This window comes from Mycoplasma sp. 2045 (genome assembly GCF_024582715.1).
Lineage (GTDB): Bacteria > Bacillota_I > Bacilli_A > Mycoplasmatales > Metamycoplasmataceae > Mycoplasmopsis.
On sequence record NZ_CP102083.1, the window covers coordinates 445184 to 467267 of the forward strand.

General features: G+C 29.2%; 2 protein-coding genes and 1 pseudogene. 1 reads left to right on the forward strand and 2 read right to left on the reverse strand.

Annotation, left to right across the window (positions count from 1 at the left end; genetic code table 4):
- The first annotated feature begins 332 nt into the window (after positions 1-332).
- A pseudogene (locus NPA13_RS01805) lies at positions 333-1980 on the forward strand (IS1634 family transposase).
- A 234-nt stretch (positions 1981-2214) separates the two neighbouring features.
- On the opposite strand, the gene NPA13_RS01810 reads toward NPA13_RS01805, so the two are convergent.
- Together NPA13_RS01810 and NPA13_RS01815 are read right to left on the reverse strand one after the other, a co-directional pair.
- A complete protein-coding gene (locus tag NPA13_RS01810; protein WP_257088667.1) occupies positions 2215-11868 on the reverse strand; it encodes a hypothetical protein in 9654 nt (3217 codons plus the stop codon).
- Positions 11869-12200: 332 nt separating this feature from the next.
- Positions 12201-22004: a lipoprotein 17-related variable surface protein gene (locus tag NPA13_RS01815; RefSeq protein WP_257088670.1), complete on the reverse strand. Its 9804-nt coding sequence runs from the start codon at positions 22002-22004 to the stop codon at positions 12201-12203.
- Positions 22005-22084 lie beyond the last annotated feature (80 nt).

Sequence of the window (22084 nt, forward strand, 5' to 3'; positions counted from 1 at the left end):
GAAAAAATAAAACCTTTTTGAAAATTGTATCAATTTCAGGTATGACATTAATTCCTGTGGCATTTGTTGCTTCTTGTAAAAATTCTAAATAAAAGAAATAAACAGGGAGCCTAAAAGTTGAAAGAAGGGTTAATTAGACATAATAACACCTTAACGTTGTTGGGGTGGCTTTACATTTATGAAATTTTTTGGTTTTTAAAACCTGAGTTTCCAAGTTGGAAGCTCATTTTATATAATTTTTAAACTCTACTTATATACTATGTATATAAGTAAAAATCAAAAATTTTTATTTTTTTACAATGATTACAATGATAATAGTGTATAATTAAAGCATGAGCAATTACATTTTATATAAAAGAAACAACCCCAAAGGTATCTATTTAGCAATTGGAATTTCAAAAGGTTATGGTAAAGGAATTGGCGATTTAGTTGGTTTAGGCTATTGAGAAGAAATCAAAGATAAATATTCTTTGCAAAACATTGATGATTTAAAGGCAATTGCAAAATTAGTTCCATTTACGAACAACAAAGTTGAAGCGAAGAGCAAATTTTTTGAATTGCTAGAGCCAACATCTGTTGAAACCAATGTTAAAAATGTTGGAATTGATTTAATTTACAAAATTATCAAAGAACTAGACTTATTCAGTTCATTGCCAAAAAGCAAGCACAAATCGTTAGAAGAAGTTCTTGAATTTATCATTGGAACCAGAATTATTTTTCCAAGAAGCTACATTTGTCAATATAAAAACAAAAATGATTTTTTACACAATGTTGAAATTAAAAAATCATCAATTTATAACTATTTTGACACTTTTTAACAAATAAAGAAACTATTTTGTTCAATCTTTACAATAAATTACAAGAGTTAACTAATAGAAACAGTAAACAATTACACTTTGACAATACAACTGTTTATTTTGAAAGTTTTTCAAGAAAAGGCGTAAGACAAAAGGTTTTTCAAAAGACGGCAAACATGATGAAGACCAAATTGTAATAGCAATGGCGACAGACAATAATGGAATACCTTTTCATTACAAAATTTTTGAAGGAAATACTGCCGATTCACAAACTTTAATTAAGTTTTTAATTGAAATGGAAAGAATTTACAAAATTAAAGACGTGTCAATTATTGCCGACAGAGGAATTAGTCAAAATGCTAACTTAAGATTTTTAGAACAGAAAGGCTATAAATACATCGTTCAAAAACGTATCGATAACCTTAGCGAAGCAGACAAAAATTCATCATTGAAGATAAAGATTATATGTTGGAACATGAAATGTTTTCAAAAAGCAGATTTGTGGAATCTGTTTGAGCTAACAATAGAAAAAGAAAAGATTTAATCAAACTCTTAGAAAACAAATAGTTTACTTTAGCCCAGCAAAAGAAAAGCTTGACAGAATAAAAGAGCTTATTCAATAGCAAAATATGAGAAAAATCAATAAATAATGTAATTTGCTTAAGTGATCTTGTGCCAGAATATAAGAAAAATATATGGATGTTGAAGGCAAAACAATTGCTAAGTTAAATTACTCTAAAATTAAAAAATAGCTGATCAAGATGGTTTCTATATGATTGAAACCAACATACCAGATTTAACAGCGCAAAGAGCTAATGAAATTTATAAACAACAATGAAAAATTGAAGAAGGTTTTAGAACATTGAAATCTTCGCTTGAAGTTAGACCGATGTTTGTTCATAAAGATTCTCACATTCAAGCACATGTTTTCTTGTGTTTCTTAGCATTGATTGTCTTAAAATACTCAATTTACAAACTTAAAAAGTTTTATGAAGATAATGGTGAAATTCAAAAAGTAACTATGAATATGTTTATAGATGCCTTAAAACTTATAACAATAACAACTAAAACTGTAAATGGTAAAGTTGTTGTTGAAATCATTAATAATTTAGATCCAAATCATTACGAATTAAACAAAATATATAAAGATTTTTCATTTGTTATAGAAAATCTATCATTGTAATTAAAAATACAAAAAACGAAAACGCCTTATTTATAGGTGTTTTCGTTTTTTAACCCTTTAACTTGGAAACTCAGGAAATAAACAGGGAGCCTAAAAGTTGAAAGAAGGGTTAATTAGACATAATAACACCTTAACGTTGTTGGGGTGGCTTTACATTTATGAAATTTTTTGGTTTTTAAAAAATACAAAAAAATCAGCACTATTTTTATCTAGTACTGATTATTAATTAACTTCTTATTTCTTTTTACCGAATACAAAGATTAACATACCAATTAATCAAGTTGCTACTGAAGCAGCTATAAAGTATGCTCAAATGACCATTGGTGAGTTGTCTTTTAATGCCTTAGTAATAGCTGTTGTAAGCACGTTTAATCCTTGAATATCTCCAGCCTTAGAAACTAATTGTTTAATGTTTTTAAAGTCTGCTGAGTTAAGTTTATTCTTAGCTTTTGTAGATGTTTTAAAGTAATCGTGTTTAATTACAGCGTTTGCTAAAGTATCGATATTAGCAAGGTCTGAAGCGTCAGCTAATTCTTCAAAATTATTTCTTGATTTGTTTGTTGTGATTGAATCGACTAAATCAAGTAAGTTTTGAGCTTTAGCAATAGCAGCTTCTCCATTTGCATCTGAGAATGCTTTTGAATTAAATTCATTGATTGCTTTAACAACATTTTCTCTATGTTTGTTTGAAGCATCTGTTCCATATGTACTTTGTAAGTATTGGTTTGTTAAATCGTTTAATTCATCTACTTTTTTATCATAGTTAGCTTTGTTTAAAGCTTTAGCATCTTCAATAGCTTTTGCTAATGATTCAGCATCTGTAGCGTTTTTAATAGCTTCAGAAGCTTTGGATTTTTCTGAATCTGATGAATTTGGTCCATCTGATAAGTATGAAAGTTTAGCAACTTCTTTAAGAGCTTCTTCTTTAGCAGCATCTAAGCTTGCACTTCCATCAAGAGCAGCAGTTGCATTGTTTAATTTATTTGTTAAATCAACGATATTATCTACTGGCTCATTAAAGTTAGTAATATCTTTAATTGCTTCTACATTAGCTTTAGCTGCATCAAAGTTAGCTTTTGGTTGTTCTGAAGCTTCTGTATAAGCAAGTGTTTTTTGTGCTTTAGAAGCTTTATCTAGAACTTCTTTAGCATTATTCATTAAAGTAGCATTTTTTACAATGTTATTTACATTTGTAACAGCTTCTTTGTCATTAATATCAGATTTAGCAGCTTCTTTTTGTGTTTCTGATAAGTAACTTGACTTATCAATAGAAGCAATAGCATCTGCTTTAGCTTTTGCTAAGTTTGAATCACCGTTTAATGCTTTGTGAGCATTTTTAAGAGTTTGCACTTTGTTTTGTAAGTTTTCTACAGCGTTCTCAAAGTCTTCTTTACTTTCTAATGAATTTAAATTATCTAATGCTGTAGTTAATGCATTTTGTTTGTCTGCATCAGCTTCTTTGAATTGCACTTTTTCTTTAACTGGGACAATGTCTTTAATTGTTGCTAGAGCAGCATCAACTTCTGTTGTATTTGAAACAATGTTATTTACATTGTCAATTGTGTTTTGTTTTTCAACTTTAGCTTTAGCAGCAGCTTTTTGTGTATCTGAGATGTTTTGTAATGCATCAATATCTTGATTAGCTTTTTCTTTAGCTTTAGCTAATCTATCTTTACCATCAAGGTTACTAATAGCATTTGCTAATTTGCTTGTTAATAATTCAATGTCTTGTACTTTGTTTTCAAAGTTCATTGTATCTTTGATTGCAATTACAGCGCCTTTAGCTTTATCAAATGCATCTTTAACAGCATCTGAAGCTTGTGTGTAATCTACTTTATCTAATTTGTTGTTAGCAGCTTCAAGTGTAGCTAATGCATTGTTTAATAATTTTGCATTATTAACAATATCTTGTGCTTTTGCAAGTGTGTTTGTGTCTTCAGATTTAATTAAATCTTTAGCAGCAACTTTTTGAGCTTTTGATATGTTGGTTAATTTATCAATTTCTTTAATTGCTTCAGTTTTAGCTGTAGCTAATTTATCATCTCCATTTAATTTTCCAGTTGCTGATGTCATATCTGATAATAAGTTATCTGCGTTAGCAATTGGTTGCTTTGGATTTGTAAAGTTTGCAATAGCATCTTTAATAGCTTCTTTAGCATTAGTAAATGCAGTTTGTTTATCTTCGTCAGCTTCTGTGTAATCAGGAGTTGTTTGTTTTGCTTTAGCAGCCTCTAATGCATCAACTAATTCTTTTAATTTAGCAGCATTATCAAGGATTTGATCAATTAATTGTTTTGAATTTGTTGATTCATCTTCAATAGCAGCTTTAATTAAATCTTTTTGACCTTTAGATAATCCTTCAAGTCCATCAACTGTTTTCTTAGCTTCTTCTTTTGCTGTCGCTAAGTTAGCTAAACCATCAAGTAATTTAGATTTGGCATCTAAAGCACTAATAAGTGCATCAGGATCATCGCTTAATAATTCAAAGTTTGTTGTGTTCTTGATTGCATCAAGTGCTTCTTTAGCTTTGTTAAAGTTTTCTTTTGGTTCAGCTGAAGCTTCAACATAAGCTGGTGTGTTTTGTTTATCAGCTGCTTCATTTGATTTAGCGATAGCATTATCAACTTTTTGAGCATTTGAAAGCACGTTAGCTACTTGATCTTTAGTTGTAACGTTTCTGATTGTATCCTTAGCAGCGTCTTTTTGATCTTGTGTTAAGTTTATTAAAGCATCAATCTTAGCAATAGCATCATCCTGAGCCTCTTTTAAGTTTCTAGCTCCATCCAAGTTGCTCATTGAATTATTTAAGTTAGATGTTAATGTGTCGATGTTTGCAATAGGTTGTGAGAAGTCTTCAACATCTTTAATTGCATTAACTTTGTCTTTTGCATCATTAAATGCATCTTTAGCAGTTTTTGAAGCATCAATGTATGCTTTTGTTTTTTCAACTTCATTTGCTGCGTTTAATGCTCCTTTAGCAGTATTTAATTTTTTAGCATTTTCAAGAGTTGCTTGAACGTCGGCAATTGTTTGTTTTTTATCAACTTCAGCTCTAGCAGCTTGTTTTTGTATATCTGATAAGTTTTCTAATCCTTTGATTTTAGCTTTAGCAGCAGCTTTTGCATCATCTAAGTTTTGTTTACCATCAAGTGAGTTGATTGCGTTTTTAAGAGCTTCTGTTTTGTTTGTGATTTGGTCAATTAGATTTGTTCTAAAGTCCATAATTGACTCAACACCTGGTAAGTTGTCAAACGCTGTTTGAGCAGCTTGTTTTTTATCTGTAGGTGTTGTTGAAGCTTCTGTGAATTGTGGTTTTGATTTAACATCATTAAATCTTTGAACTTGTTCGATAGCAGAATCAACATTTGTTGCGTTTGTAACAATGTCTTTTGCTTCTTGAACTGTTGTAGCAGCATTTACTAATTGTTTTGCTTTATCTTTTTGAGTTTCTGATAAGTGTTGTAATCCTTCGATTTTAGCTTTAGCATCAGCTTTAGCAGCATCTAAGTTTTGTTGACCATCAAGTGAGTCGATTGCATTATTAAGAGCTTCTGTTTTCTTTGTAATGTCAGCGATAGGACTTGTTGTAAAGTTTGTTACTGTTTCTACACCTTGTAAGTTGTCAAATGCTGTTTGGGCAGCTTGTTTTTTATCTGTAGGTGTTGTTGATGCTTCTGTAAATTGTGGTTTTGATTTAACATCATTAAATCTTCGAACTTGTTCGATAGCAGCATCAACATTTGTTGCGTTTGTAGCAATGTCTTTTGCTTCTTGAACTGTTGTAGCTGCATTTACTAATTGTTTCGCTTTATCTTTTTGAGTTTGTGATAAGTATTGTAAGTTTTCAATTTCTCTAAGAGCAGCATCTTGAGCATTTTTTAATTTGTTTGCTCCAGATAAACAATCTTTTGCGTTATTTAAATTATTAATTAATTCTTGTTTATTATCAACTAGCTCTGTTCCATCAGATTTTGCAGCAATAGCATTTTCAATTGCTTTTTTAGCATCATTGAATTGTTGTTGTTCCTCAGGTGTTGATTGTGTGTATTTTGGAGAATTAATAATTTCTTTAGCATCTTCAAGTTTTTGTGCTAATTCATTTAAGTCGTTAGCATTATTTTTAATGCTTTCTACAACTTGTGAATTTGCAGCTTTTTGAATTTGATCTTTAATTTTGTTTTTGATTTTTTCATCTAATGGAGATAACTTATCAATTTGAGCTTTAGCAGCATCTCTTTTACTTTGAAGTTCTGTTTCTCCATTAAGAGCATTTTTAGCATTAGTTAAGTTTGTTAATTTAGTTTTTAACTGTTCATCTGCATTTTGGAAGTCAACTTTTTGTTTTAAATCAGTAACTTTATCAAGTGCATTGTCAAATGCAGTTTGTAAACTTCCTTCTGCTTCTGTATATTTGACTTGTTGTTTAACTTTAGCATCTTCTTTAGCTTGTGCTAAAGCTGAATCAATATCTTGAGCATTTTTAGCAATAGCTTTTATTTGTTCTAAATCATTTGAATTTGCAACTAAATTGTTGGCTGCTGTTACTTGAGTTGGTGTTATGTTTTGTAAATTATCAATAATAGATTTAGCTTTTGCTCTTTCAGTTCTAAGTCTTTCTTCTCCATCAAGATCATCTTTAGCATTAGTTAATGCTTGTTTTAAATTATCAATATTTGAAATTGGATTGTTAAAGTCAGTGTGATTACTATATGCGGCAACTGCTTTTTTAGCATCATCAAATGCTTGTTGATTTGAAGCTTGTGTGTAGTTTGGTGTAGTTTCTGTTGCAACAGCGTCTTTTAAAACACCTAAAGCATCATTTAATTTAGATGCATTGTTTTTAATTGATTCGATTGACTCAAGACTATCTGCAGCTTGAATAGCGGCTTTAGCAGCTGTTTTTTGAGCGTTTGATAAATTAGACATTCCTTCAATAACAGCTTTAGCTTCTATTTTAGCTGTAGTTAATCTATTTTGACCATTAAGACCTGCAATAGCATTTTCTAAGTTTTTAGCTAATTGAGCATCAACTGGTTGAGTAAAGTCTGTTTGATCTTTAATGTTGTTAACTGCATTTTTAGCATTAATAAATGGTTGCTTTTTATCATTTGAAGCTTGTTTGTAGTTTGTAGTTTTTTCTGCTTCTAATGCTTTTTCTAATTGAGCTTTAGCAGCGTCAAGATTTTTTACATTTGCTTTAATAGCATCAATTGTTGCAACTACATTTGAACCATTAACATCATTTCTTGCAGCTGTAATTTGTTCTTTAGTTAGGTGTGATGCAGCATCAATAGCAGCAAGCGCTTCTTGTCTTGCAGTTTGTAATCTTTCATCTCCATTAAGAGCTTCTTTTGCAGTTTGTAATCTTTGTAAATCTGTAGATAAGTTAGGAGTTGGTTGTGTAAACTCTGTTACTGATTTTCAAGATTGTAATTCGCTAACAACTGAATCAAAGTTTCTTTGTGGACCATCTTCAGATTGTTTGTAATCATCTGTTTGTTTAACAGCTTCGTTATTCTTAAGCTGACCAATAGCATTATTTAAGTCACTTACATTTGCAGAGATAGAATCTATTAATGCAAGAGTTTGTGCATTATTAATAGCCTCAATAGCTTTTTCTTTTTGTGCTTTTGATAATTGAGGTGTTTGAGCAACATCATTGATTTTAGCAATAGCAGCTTCTCTAGCTTTTGTTAATCTATCATCACCATTAAGAGCAGCTGTTTTAGCATTTAAATCACTTGTTAATGTTTGAATATTTGGTATTTCATTTTCAAAATTATTTTGTGATTTAATTGCATCAATCTTTGCTTTTGCAACTTCATATGCTTCTTTTTTGTCTGTACCTGCTTGTAAATGATTTGGTGTTTGTCATTGAGCATTTGCTGCTTCTAATGCAGCTAAAGCAGCATTAAGTTTTTCAGCATTAGCTTTAATTGCTTGTACTTTGGCAATTGTATTTGTTGCATCTTTATTTACAGCGGCTATTGCAAGATCTCTTTGTGAATGTTCATCCAATTTAGTATATGACTGGATTTCAGAAATAGCATCTGCTTTAGCAGCAGCTAAACGTTTATCCCCATCAAGAGCACTTGTTTTTCTCTTAAGATCAAGTACAGCTGCAATAAATTGATTTTGTGTTGTTTTGTCTACAAGCGATTCAAAGTTTGTCTCTGTTTCTAAGTTGTAAGCATTTATTTTACCTAATGATGTATCAAAAGCTGTTTTTAGGTTTGTTGGTGTCGTTGATGCTTCTGTATATTTAGGTGAATTCTTTGCTGTTTTAGCATCATTAAGAGTACCAAGAGCATTATTTACTGATTTATATGCTGTTACTAAAGCTTTGAATTCTTCATTTGTTGATTTTGAACTAATTAATTCTTTTGCTTTGAATTTTTGTTCTCTAGATAAGTTTGTTAAATCATCAATTTGATCACAAGCATATTGTTTTTGTGCTTCTAATAATTCAGCATTAACGCCTGCAATTGTATTTTGTGAATCAATTTTATTTTTAGCAGTTTGTTTTTGTGTTGCATTTCACGTGTCAGATCCAAATCCATCAATAGCAGTTTTAGCAACTGTTTTTGCATTATTTAAGTTTGTAATTCCATCTAGATTTCTAATAGCATTTTGTAAATTAGCAGTTAAGTTATCAATATTTGGAATAGCAGTTTTAAAGTCACTTGTATCTTTTATAGCCTCAACAGCATTTCTTGCTGTTTCAAAAGCAGCTTTTTTATTTGTTGGTGTTGTTGATGCTTCTGTATGGTTAGGTTGATTAAAATGATCATTATTAGCAATTGAAAGTTGTTCTAATGCAGCATTTAATTTTCTTGCATTTGAAACAATTTCATCAACCTTAGCACTTGAGTTTGTATCATCCTCATTTACTTGATTTTTAGCAAGTTGTATTTGAGATGGTGATAAGAAAGTCAATTTGCCAATTTCAATTAAAGCTTTTGTTTTAGATGTAGATAAATTTGTATCTCCATTTAAATCATTAATAGCAGTAGTCATATTTGAAACTAAAGTGCTTAAATCACTGATTGGAGTAGTAAAGTTTGTATTATCTTTTACTCCATTAAGAGCTTTAAATGCATTATCGAAGTTTGATTTATTTGGATTCGTTGTTGCTTCAATATAGTTTGGTTTTGCTTTTTCTGCAAGAGCTTCATCATATTTAGTTCTAGCATTTGATAAACCTTCAGCATTTGTTTTGACTGCATTAACCAAATTAACTGTTGTTTGTTGATTAATTTGTTTTTCAGCTTCATCTTTTTGTGTGTCACTTAAATTTAAACCTTTAACTGCAGCAATAGCATTTGTTTTAGCTGTATTTAAATTCGCAACTCCATCAAGATTAGCTGTTGCACTTGATAAATTAGTTAACTTAGTTTCTAAGTTTGGATATGCTGTATCAAAGTTTGTATATGTAGTTAAATCATTTAATGCTGAAATAGCATTATCAAAGTTTGATTTATTTGGAGTTGGTGATGCTTCTGTATATCTTGTTTCATTATTTGATTTAATCGCTTTAGCAGCAGTAAGTTTTGGAACTCCATTATTAACAGTTGTTGCATTATTAACAATGGCATCAATTTGATCTTTAGATGATTTTGAGTCAATTAAACGTTTAGCAGCATCTCTTTGAGTATTTGTCAAGTTACTTAATTGACCAATTTTGTTTTTAGCATCAAGTTTTTGTGCTTCAAATAATTTATCATTAACACCAGCAATTGTAGATTGACTTTCAACTTGATTATTAGCATTATTTTTTTCTGTTCCACTCAAGTTTGGAAGTAAATTAATAGTTTGTCGAGCAGCGGCTTTAGCAGCATTCACATTATCAAATCCGTTAAGTGCTTTACGAGTTTCTACCAATGCTGCATCTTTAGCAGATTTAATTGTATTAATAGATTCTAATGAGTAGTTCGAAATATCTTTTAAATTTTCAGCAACTTTAATCGCTTCATCAAAATGATCTTTTTTATTATCACTCGGTTCTTTTGCGCCTGTTGTAGCTTCTGTGTAATTAGTGTGATTATCATTACCTGGGTTTTCTTTAATATCCTTAGATAGCTCTAATTCTTTTCTTAAATCATTAAGCTCTTCTGCTCAAGTTCGAATAGGAGTAGCATCTGAAATACTTTTTGCATTACTAATTAAATTTCAAGCTTCATCTCTTTGAAGTGTCAATAATTTATTTAGAGGTATTAATGATACAGTAGTTCCATCTTCTTCTCAAGTAGGATCACTTTCAAAAAGGACTTTTCTGGCTTTCTCTTTGAAATTATCGAATTTTATCTTTCCATTTAATTTCAATCTTGCTTGATTTAAACTTTGATATGCCGCGTTAACTTGAGGTTGTCTTGCACTATCATTTTCAAATACTTTTTTAGCTGCTGTTAAAGCTGCATTGTAAGCATTTTTTAAATCATCATCTGCATCAAGATATGGATGCTGATTAAAGAAATCACCTTTTGAATAATTAATTTCTTCTTCAAGTTTTGTTTTATCAGCTTTTTTTCTGTATACAGTTTGCACTACTACAGCATCTTCTAGAAATGAATTATTAAGTTTTTTTCTATATACATTCTTATTTGTTGAAACAATATCAAATCCAGGTATTGCAGTAGGATTAAATGAAATAGAGTTCGCTTTCTGCTCATTTGAAAGTCCATTTAAACTAGCAGGAATAATATCATTTATTAAATATTCATTTTTCACTGTATAAGATGCATTACCTGATGTTGGAGTTAATCTTTGCGCAGGAATTTGAATATCTTTAGTGAATGTTTTATATGATCAATCCACTGGAGATGTAATAGTCTTTGTTAATGTTGAATTGGTTGTGGGTATATTTGTAGTGTCATAAATATCCTCAAACACTTGTTCTACAATAACAGGATATCTTTCAAATTTCTTTGTTTCTTTCTTTCTAACACCATTTAAAAGAACTCTAGAGTACGTACCATCATCTTGCCGTGATCTTTCAGATGTCATAACTCCTGAAAAATAACCTTTTTGTGCCCCTGGAATAGGTGCTGTTTTAAATTTAATCTCATATTTTGAATGATCTCATCCAGCAGTTTGAAATTCATAATCGTAAGTAAAATCTCTAATTGATGTTTTCTTACCATCAATAAATTTACCACCTGGATCATTAATATCATTTTTATTTCATGTCGAAAATAGAAGATTTTGCTTATAATTAGAACTATCACTCGGTTTATTCTGAAGGTTATATCACTCAACTTTAGCCAGTGAAGATCTAGTTAGCTCATCATTTGTACCATAGTGATGTCAAGAACCACCAAGACCAACTTGATTTAATTGACTTGAAGATAATTCTTGTCCTGGTTGTAACGTAACTGAACTAGTGATTAGTCTATCTGAACCATCTTTTTCGAATCTCTTAATTTCGACAGGTGATCTTAATTGTATGTCTTTAGTAAGAAAGAAAGCAAAATATGCTTTTTGTTCACTATCAATACCTTTTATTTCTACGAAACCAAAAGGTTTAAAATACTGAAGTGTCCAATCAATTGTACCATCTTCATTTACGACTTTATCTATTTGCATAGATTCTCTTACTTTGGACTCAGGAAACTCTTTTATGTGACTAAATGATCAATGTTTATAATAGTATGTTCCATATTCATCACAATCTTCTCATACATAATCTGTCTGACTTGGATGGAATGTTCCTATATTCTCTCTACCTGTTCAATTTTGAATACCCTCATCTCATCTACCTGTTGGTGATAAACTCACTTCACCGGGTTCATTATTTGCAGATGCACTTACTGTTGTAAGTAAAGCAAGTGGAGCTGTAACTCCTGCGCTTAATGGTAAAAGAATTCATTTTTTCTTGTTTTTTAAATTCATAAAATTTCCTTTTTCAATAAATACTTAAGGAAGCTAAAACTATTAATTTTTAAGCTAGAAAAGTACTTATTTTATTCTTTTTTATAAGTCAAATATTCATATTAAATATACTTATATATAGCATAAAAATCATATTTGAGGCAACTTTTTTTTTTTTTTTTTTTACAAAAAATGTAATTTTTTACATATTTTCACTCTTAAAGTTTCACATTTATTAAATTTTTAAGTGATTTTTGTGAAATTTTTTGCTTTTTAAAAAATACAAAAAAATCAGCACTATTTTTATCTAGTACTGATTGATTTTGATTGTTTATTAATTGTTAATTAACTTCTTATTTTTTCTTTCTACCAAATACAAAGATTAACATACCAATTAATCAAGATACAAATGAAGCAGCTACAAAGTATGGTCAGATTAAGATTGGTGATGCTTGTTTTAATTTTTTATCAATAATTGTTTGTTTAACCACATCTTCATTGTTATAAGAGTTAAGATTATTTAAAATTTCATCTGAATCAGCAATTGCTTTATTAATTGCATCTTGTTTATCTTTAGATAATTTTTCAAATTTCTTAGATTTGGTTAAATCCACTAAATCATTTTTAGCTTTAGCCAATTCTTCAGCATCAACATATAATTGAGTAATTTGATTGTGTTTATTATCAAATTCTGTGCTTGTAGCATTATTATCTAAAATGTTATTGATTAATGTTGCTTTGGTTGTGTCATTAAGGACGTCGCTCGCTTTAACTTGTTGAATTAATTCGTCTTCAGCTTTGATGTTATTTAAGTTATTTACAAAGCTTGAATCATTAACTAAATTGAGTGTTTCGCTAATTAATTTATCTCTGGTTTCGTCAGAAATTTTGTTGTCTTTAGCTTCTTGATGTAATTGATCAATTAAGTCTAATCTAGCTTTTTCATTGTCTAATTTATTAGTAAATTCTTCGCTTGTTTCATCTAATTCTCTAATGTTTTGAGAAATTGAATCTTTTTGTTCTTGTGTCAAGTTTGGATTTTGTCTAACTTGATCAATTGCTTCTTGTTTCTTATTAATGTTTTTAGCTATTTCATAGTATTTTTCATCTTTTGGATCGTTAGCTAAAACATCTTCAACTAATTGAGCTTTGTCTTCTTGGCTTAAGTTTGGATCTTCTTGAATTTCTTTCAATTTATTGAATTGATCACGAATTTTATCAAGGATTACTAGAGCTTTGTCATCGTTTCCCTTGAATGAATTTATTTCATCGATTAAAGCTTCTTTTTGTTCATTTGGTAGATTTGAAGCTTGGATTTGGTCTATTAATTCTTGTTTATCTTTAACCTTATCAATTTGGTAATTTAATGCTGGTTTAGCTTGTTTATTTTCTAATTCAGCAATTTCATTAGCTAAATTGTTCTTTGTTATTTCAGGTAAATTGTCATCGTTTCTAATTTCTTTAATAGCATCTTGTTTGATTTTTTCATTGTTTAACTCTTCATTAAATTTAGGACTATTAGGTTCAATGTTAGCTATGTTTTCGCTTAATTTAACCTTATCGTCTTCTGTTAATGAATCATCATTATTTAATGTTTTATATGCATCTTCTTTAGCTTTGATTTTACCAAGCACATCATCATAGTTTGCTTGTGTTGAATCTGCATTAACAATGTCATCAATTAAGTCTGCTTTTTGTTCTGGAGTTAAATTGTCATCATTCTTAATTGTTTCAATTAATTTTGCTTTATCAACAATTTTGTCTAAATTGTTTAAAAATTCTTCTTTAGTAATTCTTTCATCGTTGTTAGGAGATTGAACATTATTTAATTGGTCAATTAAGGCTGTTTTTTCTTCATCTGTTAAATTAGGATTATTTTGAATTTTTTCAATTGCTTTATTTCTAAAGTAATCATAGTTAGTTTCTCCATCAAGTGCTTTTTCAGCCGCTATTAAGGCTTTTTGTAAGTCTTGAACTTCTTTTAAGTTTAAGTTATTACCACTAGGATCAACTAACGCATCAACTTGGGCTTTAACATTATCATAATTTATTTTTGGTTCTTCAGTTGCTGCTATATATTTATAATTACCTTCTTGTGCTAAATCATTAGCTATTTCTTGAGCTTTAGCTTTAATTTCTGCCATTGCGTTATCAAGAAGTTTAGCATCTTCACCAACTTGTTTAAGGTCGGCAATTAATTTTTTCTCATTTAATGATTCTTTAAGGGCTGCTTTTTGAGCATCATTTAAATGTTCTAAAGCATCGATATCAGCAATAATTTGTTGTTTTACTTCATCAAATTTCTCATTACCATCTAGAGCTTGTTCAGCAACTTTAATGTCATTAATTAAGTTAGTAACTGCTTCTGGACTTAGTTGAGCACCACCGTTTTCTTTGTCAACTAAAAATGTAGCTTCATTTAATAAATCATCATATTTATTGCGAGGATCTTCAGCAGCGTTTAAGTATTTAGGTGTGTCTTTAACTGGCGCTTGATTTGCTAATTCCTCTTTCAATAAGCCCATTTGGTCATTTAAGTTAGTTGCATTAGCAACAATTTCGTCAATTTCTTCTGGTGATGTTGCATTGTCGATTTGAGTAGTTAAACCTGCTTTTTGTAAATTATTAATGTGTTCTAATTCTTCTAATTTAGCTAAAGCTTCTTCTCTACGTTTTTTAATGTTTTGTTCACCATTTAAAGCAGCAATTGCATCATGAACGGCTTGGTTTTGGTTTTTAATTCTATCTAAATCAACAATATTATTAGTATCAGAATTTGGCTCATTTAATTTAGCTAATAATTCTTTAGCTGCTTCAATGGCTTCATCGTAATTGCCTTTTACATCATGTTCTGAACCGGTGTAGTGAATTGATTCTTTAATGCCACTTTCACCATTAATATTGTCTTTAAGCATTTTGGTTAAATCGTTAATTTGCTTGTTCTTAGCATCGACTGCATTAACATCAGCAATTGATGTTTGGGCATTGATTTTGTCAATTAAAGCTGCTTTTTGAGCATCTGTTAAATCAGTGTAAGTTGGATTATCACCAGTGATTTTAGCAATCGCTTCATTTTTAGCTCTTTGTAATCTTTCTTCACCATTTAAATCGTTGATTGCTTTATTTAATTTTTCAATTGCTTTATTAACTTGGTCTAATGATAAATTAGCACCATCAACTTTATTTAAAGCATTGTCACGATTAGTAATTTGATTGTTGTATTCAGCTTGTCTATCTTCAAATGCTTCTTTATATTTGATGCTATCTTTATCGACAGAGGCAATTTCGCTATATGTTTTCATTGCATCATCTAATGATGTGGCATCATTTTCAAATTCATTAAGTTCAGCTAATGGAGTTTTATAAACTTTGTCAATTAAAGCTGCCTTTTGAGCATCATTTAAATATTGCTTGTCATTAATAGCCTTAATTAAAGCTTTTTTGGCTTCATCATCGGCTTTAGCTTGGATCAAAATGTCATTAATATTTTTGTCATATTTTTCGCCATCTGTTGTATTTAATTCAGCCTCATTAACAGCTTCTTTATAAGCTTGTTTTTCTGCTGGTGTTAAATGTGTTAATTTGTCTATTTCTTTATTAACGTTAGTTTTAGCTAAGTTTAATGCTTGGTTTAGATAATCAGTCACTTTTTCAGTACTTAACTCTTTGTCATCGGCATTAATTAAATTGATTAACGCTTGCTTGTTGGCAGGAGTTAAGTTATCAAAATTATTTAATTTATCTTTAAGATCACTTCTAATACCATCTAATAGGTCTTTAGCTTGATTTGCTTCACTTACTTCTGTGTCTAAAGTAGTAGCTTCGCTGTTAAGATCATCAACACTTACAGAAGTTAAGTCTTTGTTGCTTAATTCATCTAAAGCATTTTGAAGATTTTCAAGTGCTGTATCGTAAGCGTCTTTATTTTCTTTATCTAATTTATAAACATCATTGTTTTTGTAATTATTTAATTCGCCTAATTGTTCTTTGGTATCGGCAATTTTGGCATCTAATGTTTCTGCTGCTTCTACAATAGTTTCAGCATCTGCTTGAGCGTCGGCATTAGCAATATTTTGTTTTAATTGTGCTTTTTGATCATCAGTTAAATTGTTTAAAGCATCAATTCTTTCGTTTAATGCATTTTGGTTTTGATCACCATTTAATTGACCATAAGCAGTTTGTAAATTGCTTAATACTGTTTCAACAGCACTCAATTCTGAGTTAGCACCATTAGTTTTATTAAGTAATTCTTGAGCTGCTAATAAAGCATTATCATAAGCTTCTTTTTTATCAGCATCTGCTAAAGTATAAACAATGGCTGTTTTAGCATCGTTGTTTTGATTATCTTCAACAACTTTATTGGTTAAAGCAGTTAATTCAGCTTTAACAGCATCACTTAATTCTTTCATTTTAGCATTTAATGTGTTCGCTGTTGTGCTACGAGCTTGAATTGCTTCAGTTGAAGTAGCTGATTTTAAATCTGCTTTATAAGCATCTAATTGATTGTTGTTTAAATAAGGGTAATTATTTGTTGCATCTGCAATAGCTTTTTCAATTTCTGCTTTAAGTTGAACTTTAGCTACTTCATCAAGAGTATTAGCGTTTGCTAATTCATCTAATAAAGCTTGTTTTTGTTCTTCAGGAACATTGTTATTAATGTATTGGGCAACTTTTTCTTTTTCAACTTGTAAAGTTGTTTTAAAGCCTGTTAAAGTAATTGTTCTTGTGTTAGTTGAAACAACTACTGGATTTTGTGGATCATTATTTGAATTCAATATTGCTTTGGTTGAAGCAATTTTGAATTTTATATCTAATGTACCATTGTCATTGTTTGGTGATAATTCAATGCTGTTTAAATAACCTTCAACATTTAAGTCTGCCGGGTTGTTAAACGCTTTAATAGCTTCTTTAGCAACTTCACTTGGCAATTGATTTCTGTTAATTGCGTTAGTATCATTTTCATTAATAGTAAATGGAATGTTTGAATCAGCTAAAATAGCGTCCACTCTTTCTTGTTCAGTTAAAGTGCTTAACACATTATTGTTATTTAATGTATAAACTTTGGTTGATTTAACATTTTCAAGATTTTCTTTAGTTGATTGATATTTGTAACTTAAGTCTAATTTACCTGTTAATTCATTTGGATTTGAAATAAGTAAATCAACTGGAGTTACATTGTCAGGCATAGTTGAAGAAATAAATTCAACCTCATTAGTGTCAATTTCACTTGCTGTATCTGTAGCTTGTTTTGCATCTTTAACTTTAGCTAGAGCAAGAGATAAACCATTTAATCTTGCTAATTCTTCATCATAACGTTCTTGTCCATTTAAAGCATCAATTGCGCCTTTAATTTTTTTGTTTAAAGCATCAATTGTTTCTTTATTCATTAAATCAGAATTATTTCCAGTATTTAAAGTAGCTACTAAATCTTCTGCTTCTTTAATCACTCCACCTTTTTGATTATTATTTTTAGCAGGATTACCATCATAAGCAGCTCTTAAATCATTTGTTGTGTAAATATAATCATTGCTTGCTGTTACAGTATCTTGATCTGCTATGTAATCACGCAAGGTTTTCATTGAAGAATTTAATTCACTATTAGTTGCATCTTGACTAGTAACACCATCAATTGTTGTTTGTTCATTAATTAAAGCAATTGCTTTTTCTTTTTGTTTATCAGTTAATGATGAATAATCAGAATTAATTTTTCTAATCGCTTCATCTTTAGCTTCTTGTAATTTTTCATCACCATTTAAATTACTAATTGCATCTTGAATTGCTTTATTTCTCTTTTTAACTTCTTCTAATGATAAATCAGATCCTTGTGTTTTATCAACATCAGTTTTTTGTTGACTTACTGCATTATCTAAAGCACTCTTATTATCTGCATCTGCTTGAGTATAATCTGTGCCTTTTTTAATTGTTTCAATATTATTAGTTGCATCGTTGTAAGCTTTCATTGCATCATTTAAATCGCTTGCATTTTGCGCAATTTTATCTAATTGATCTAGATTAGCTTGATCAATTTTATTTTTAAGTGCTGTTTTTTGTGCATCGTTTAAGTATTGATGATTATCAATTGCTTTTTTGGCTGCATCTTTTTGATTTTGTTCATATTCAGCTTGAGTTAAAAAGCCAGTTCTAGTTTGTGACGCTGAAACATTACTATAAATATCATTATTGTTATTAGCTGCTTCTTCAGCAATTGTTACTAAATCTTTTATAGTTCTTGTAGTTTTTAATTTATATGTATATGAAACTGAACCATCAGTATCATTTGGTGTAGGAGATGATAAATCAGTTAATTCAACTTGATTAGTAGTTCCATAATTATCTGCTAAAGCAATTGTGTAATCAGTATTTAAAGATGAATCTGAAGCACGTTTAATAGGGTCTGCAGTGATGTTAAGAATTGTATTTTGATTAGTATCTGTGTCTTGTTTGACTAAATTATTTAATCTAGTAGCTTCTGTTTCAAAACCAGTAATTTCTGCAGTTTTTTCACTAGAAATTGCACTTTCATTAACAGTTGATTGCAATTTATATGCAATTTTAATTTTACCGTCTATATCGTTATAACCAAGATATCTAACACTACCTGAATAAATTTGTGTTTTTGTTGGTAATACTCAATTAATATCTTCAGTATTATTATCTCTTTTTACAACAGCTGAAGCTTGAATATTTGGTTTTTCACTCACATCTTTATAATCTGGAGTAGCATTTAGTTTATCAACTCTATTTTGCTCATTAGCAAAACCTGTAATATCATAGGTTTTATTTTGAGTATAAACATTAGTTTTATCACTTGTTTTTACTATTTTATAAGTAACGGTTAAAGTTCCGGTGTCATCATTACCGCTAATAGAAATAACTTTAGTTTCTAAACCGTTTGCATCAGGAGAAATACTTAGTTGAGAAACTAAACTTTTGTCAGCAGTTGTAGGTTCAATATTTTTATTTGGATAATCAAAAGTAGCAGTATAGTCTTTAATTCTAGCTCTTTCAGTTCATTTATCAACAATTGCTTTAATGTTTTTATCTGAACCTATTAAAATTTTGTCAATAAATGGTTTATTTTCATCATAATTGTCTTTGTAAAGAGTGGCATTATCTATTTCTTGTTTAACTTGAGTTTTTTCATCATCCGTTAATTTATTTAATGCTGAAATTTGAGTTTTAGCTTCTTCTTTTGCAGTCACAAAAGCACTAGCCATTTGGTTATTTATTTTTTTAATAAATTCATTATTTAAAATAAGTTTGACTGTATTTTCATTATAAGAAAAAATATTGAATGTACTTAAAGCACTTTTTAAATCATTTTTAGCACTTGTTTTTTGATTTTTGTTTAAATAGTTAAATTTATCTATTTCGGTATTAAATTCATTAATTGCACCGTCAAGACCTTTTGCTTTTTCTATTCATTGTTTAGTAAAAATTTCATTATTATCATTATAAAACTTAGTAAGAGTAGCAGTTGATTCAAAAATATTTTGAATAGTTTTATCAGGAGCATTTGTTAAGTTTTTATCAAATGCATCAAGAGCTTCTAAATCAATCTGACTTGTAGAACTTGCAAATTCAAAAGAACCTAAATTATTAAAGTCATTTTGTGATTGTTTATAAGTTTCAATTTGTGACTTAACTGAATTTTTGTCTTTATTTAATTTATTAACTTTACTAATTAACTCAATAATTGCTTTAATTTGCTCGTTTGTAGCATCTAAATTAACAAATGGATTTAGTTGGCTTTTTAAACTAAGGTTTTTAACTTGAGCTTTAATTGTATTGATAATAAGGTTTTTAGCTTTATTATAATTTCCACTATAAGTTGAAGAATTTTGTTCAGTAATTGGATATTGTGCTAATTTTGCAAAATATTTTTCAATTTCAGTTTTACCACTATTTATTACAGAAGTTAAATAATTATTAAGTGCATTGTAGACTGAATCCATTGAACTTTTTAAACTATTATATGATGCACCACTTGGAGTAGAAATTGAATATTCTGTAGAAGTAGTTCTATCAATTGCACCAGATTCAGTATTGTATTCAGTTGAACGGAAATTAATTTTGTTAATATTTCTATTTATTATTGAATCTAAATTATCTTTAGATGATTTTGTAGCTAAAGCATAAATGATTTTGTTAGTTATATTTGCATTGTATTCTGAATCATAAACATTATTACTTAAAGGAAAATCACGAATTTCTTTGTATTTTTTTTCAATTGCTTCTTGTTGTTTATCAAGAGTATCAATTTTAGTTTTTCAGTCAGTTAAAATCTTATTATCTGAATATTGCTTATTTGCCTCAAATCCTGATTCATTATCTAATACCATTTTTAAATAATCTTTTTGACCTTTATTTAATCATTGTTTATTATCCACATATTTCTTAGCTAATTCAAGATCAGTATATGTATAAGTGATTGAATTGAATTCAATTCCATCACTATCAAATCTACTTGATGGTAATGGGCTAGCGGTTAATGAACTACCATTTTTAACTTTTCATTTTTTAGCATCTCTACTATTAATTGTACTTGTTAAAAGTAAAGAATTTTTACTATTTACTGCTTTTGTATCTTGATAAACACTTTTGGTACTAATTGTTTTTTTGTTTCTATTAATTCCATCTTTATTAATCTCATAATTAATATTTGAATTTCCATTTTCAGTAATTCTTAAAGTCGTTTCGGGAAATGCATCACTCTTAGGATCATAAAGATCAGAACCAAGTTCTGAATCAACAAGTTCTAAAGTATAGAATTTTTTACGTTGAGATTCAGATCTATCAGCTATTTTTCAAAATCCAGAAACAATTCTTTGATTATCGTCATCATCTTTTTGACGATATTCAGCTGATCCAAAGAAAGATTTATTGGTTGTTGATGAATCGGTATTACCAAAAAATGTTGTAGTGCTTGCGTTAGCCACATCATTATATGGCTCAAATTCTACTTCTGCTACTGCTCCGGCAACTAAATAATCAAGCTTTTTATCCATTTCAATATTGAAGACAAATAAACCACCTTGATTGTTATATATAATGTCAGCTGGTCTATCATTATTAATAAGATTTTTTTGGAATAAACCAAAATTTACATATGAACCACTATTATTTGATAATTGAAATCCTCTTGATCTAATATCTGACATATTGGTTGGAGTAGATACTAAAATATCATACATTCCATTATGTTTTTCTGAAGATCTATAATTGTCTCAAGTTCTTTTTTGACTAAGCAAATCAGCACTCAATCCATTTGTATATGCTGTTGGAATATTTTTGTAATAAGGCAAGTATGCATAATTAGTTAATCATGCTTCTAAAGTATCTCCAGATTGAGAAGCACGAAGAGGATCTTTATTTACTTTTTGCACTTTTCCAATTCAAGGTGAAATATCATAATCAGATAAGTTAGCATTTTTTTCTTCTTTTAATTTGATAGTATAAGTTTTTTGTTGTAAAACATTTGAATTATTTCTATCATCAACTTTAATATACAAGTGAATTTTAATATCACTTGCTATTTTCATATCATTTGAAAAATAAAATGCTCCTGTATAGAATGTTGATTGCGCACCTTGAGTTGCAGAACCATGTAATGGTTTATTAACTAAGTTGTAACCTATTTTAAATCTTTTGGTATCAGTGCTTGCATTATATCCATTTCCATTTCATCACGGTCCATGATCTACACTTTTATCTCTAAAACCATCTACTTGTCATGAATAAAGTGTTCCACTTTCTGTTGCATAATTAGTACCTGTTCAATCGGAAACATTTACGTTGTTTGGAAAACCTGGATTTGAGGCATCAAATAATCTAAATCATGAATCTCCAACTGCTCGATATTGTCAATTAGCATTGGTGTCGTTGAAATTCTGATTACCGTTTGAATTAAAAATATTTATATATCTATATGGTGCATATCTGGCATTATGATTTGAAGTTGGAAGTGAATTATAGTTCTTTCAAAGATTATCCTGTAAATCAATATTAACTTTATCAAAAGTTCAATTAGTGCCTGAAGTAGTTTTACTTGTCACATTGGTTGAGCTTGTAGTCGATGAAAGAGTCAAAACAAGTCCTGCTAATGGTACTGATGCAGGAACAATTAAAAGGCTCCTTTTTAATGCTTTATTTTTCATACATATCTCCTATTCTATATATATATATATATATATATATGTGTGTAATATAAGTGTCAATTGTATCAGAATTACTAAGA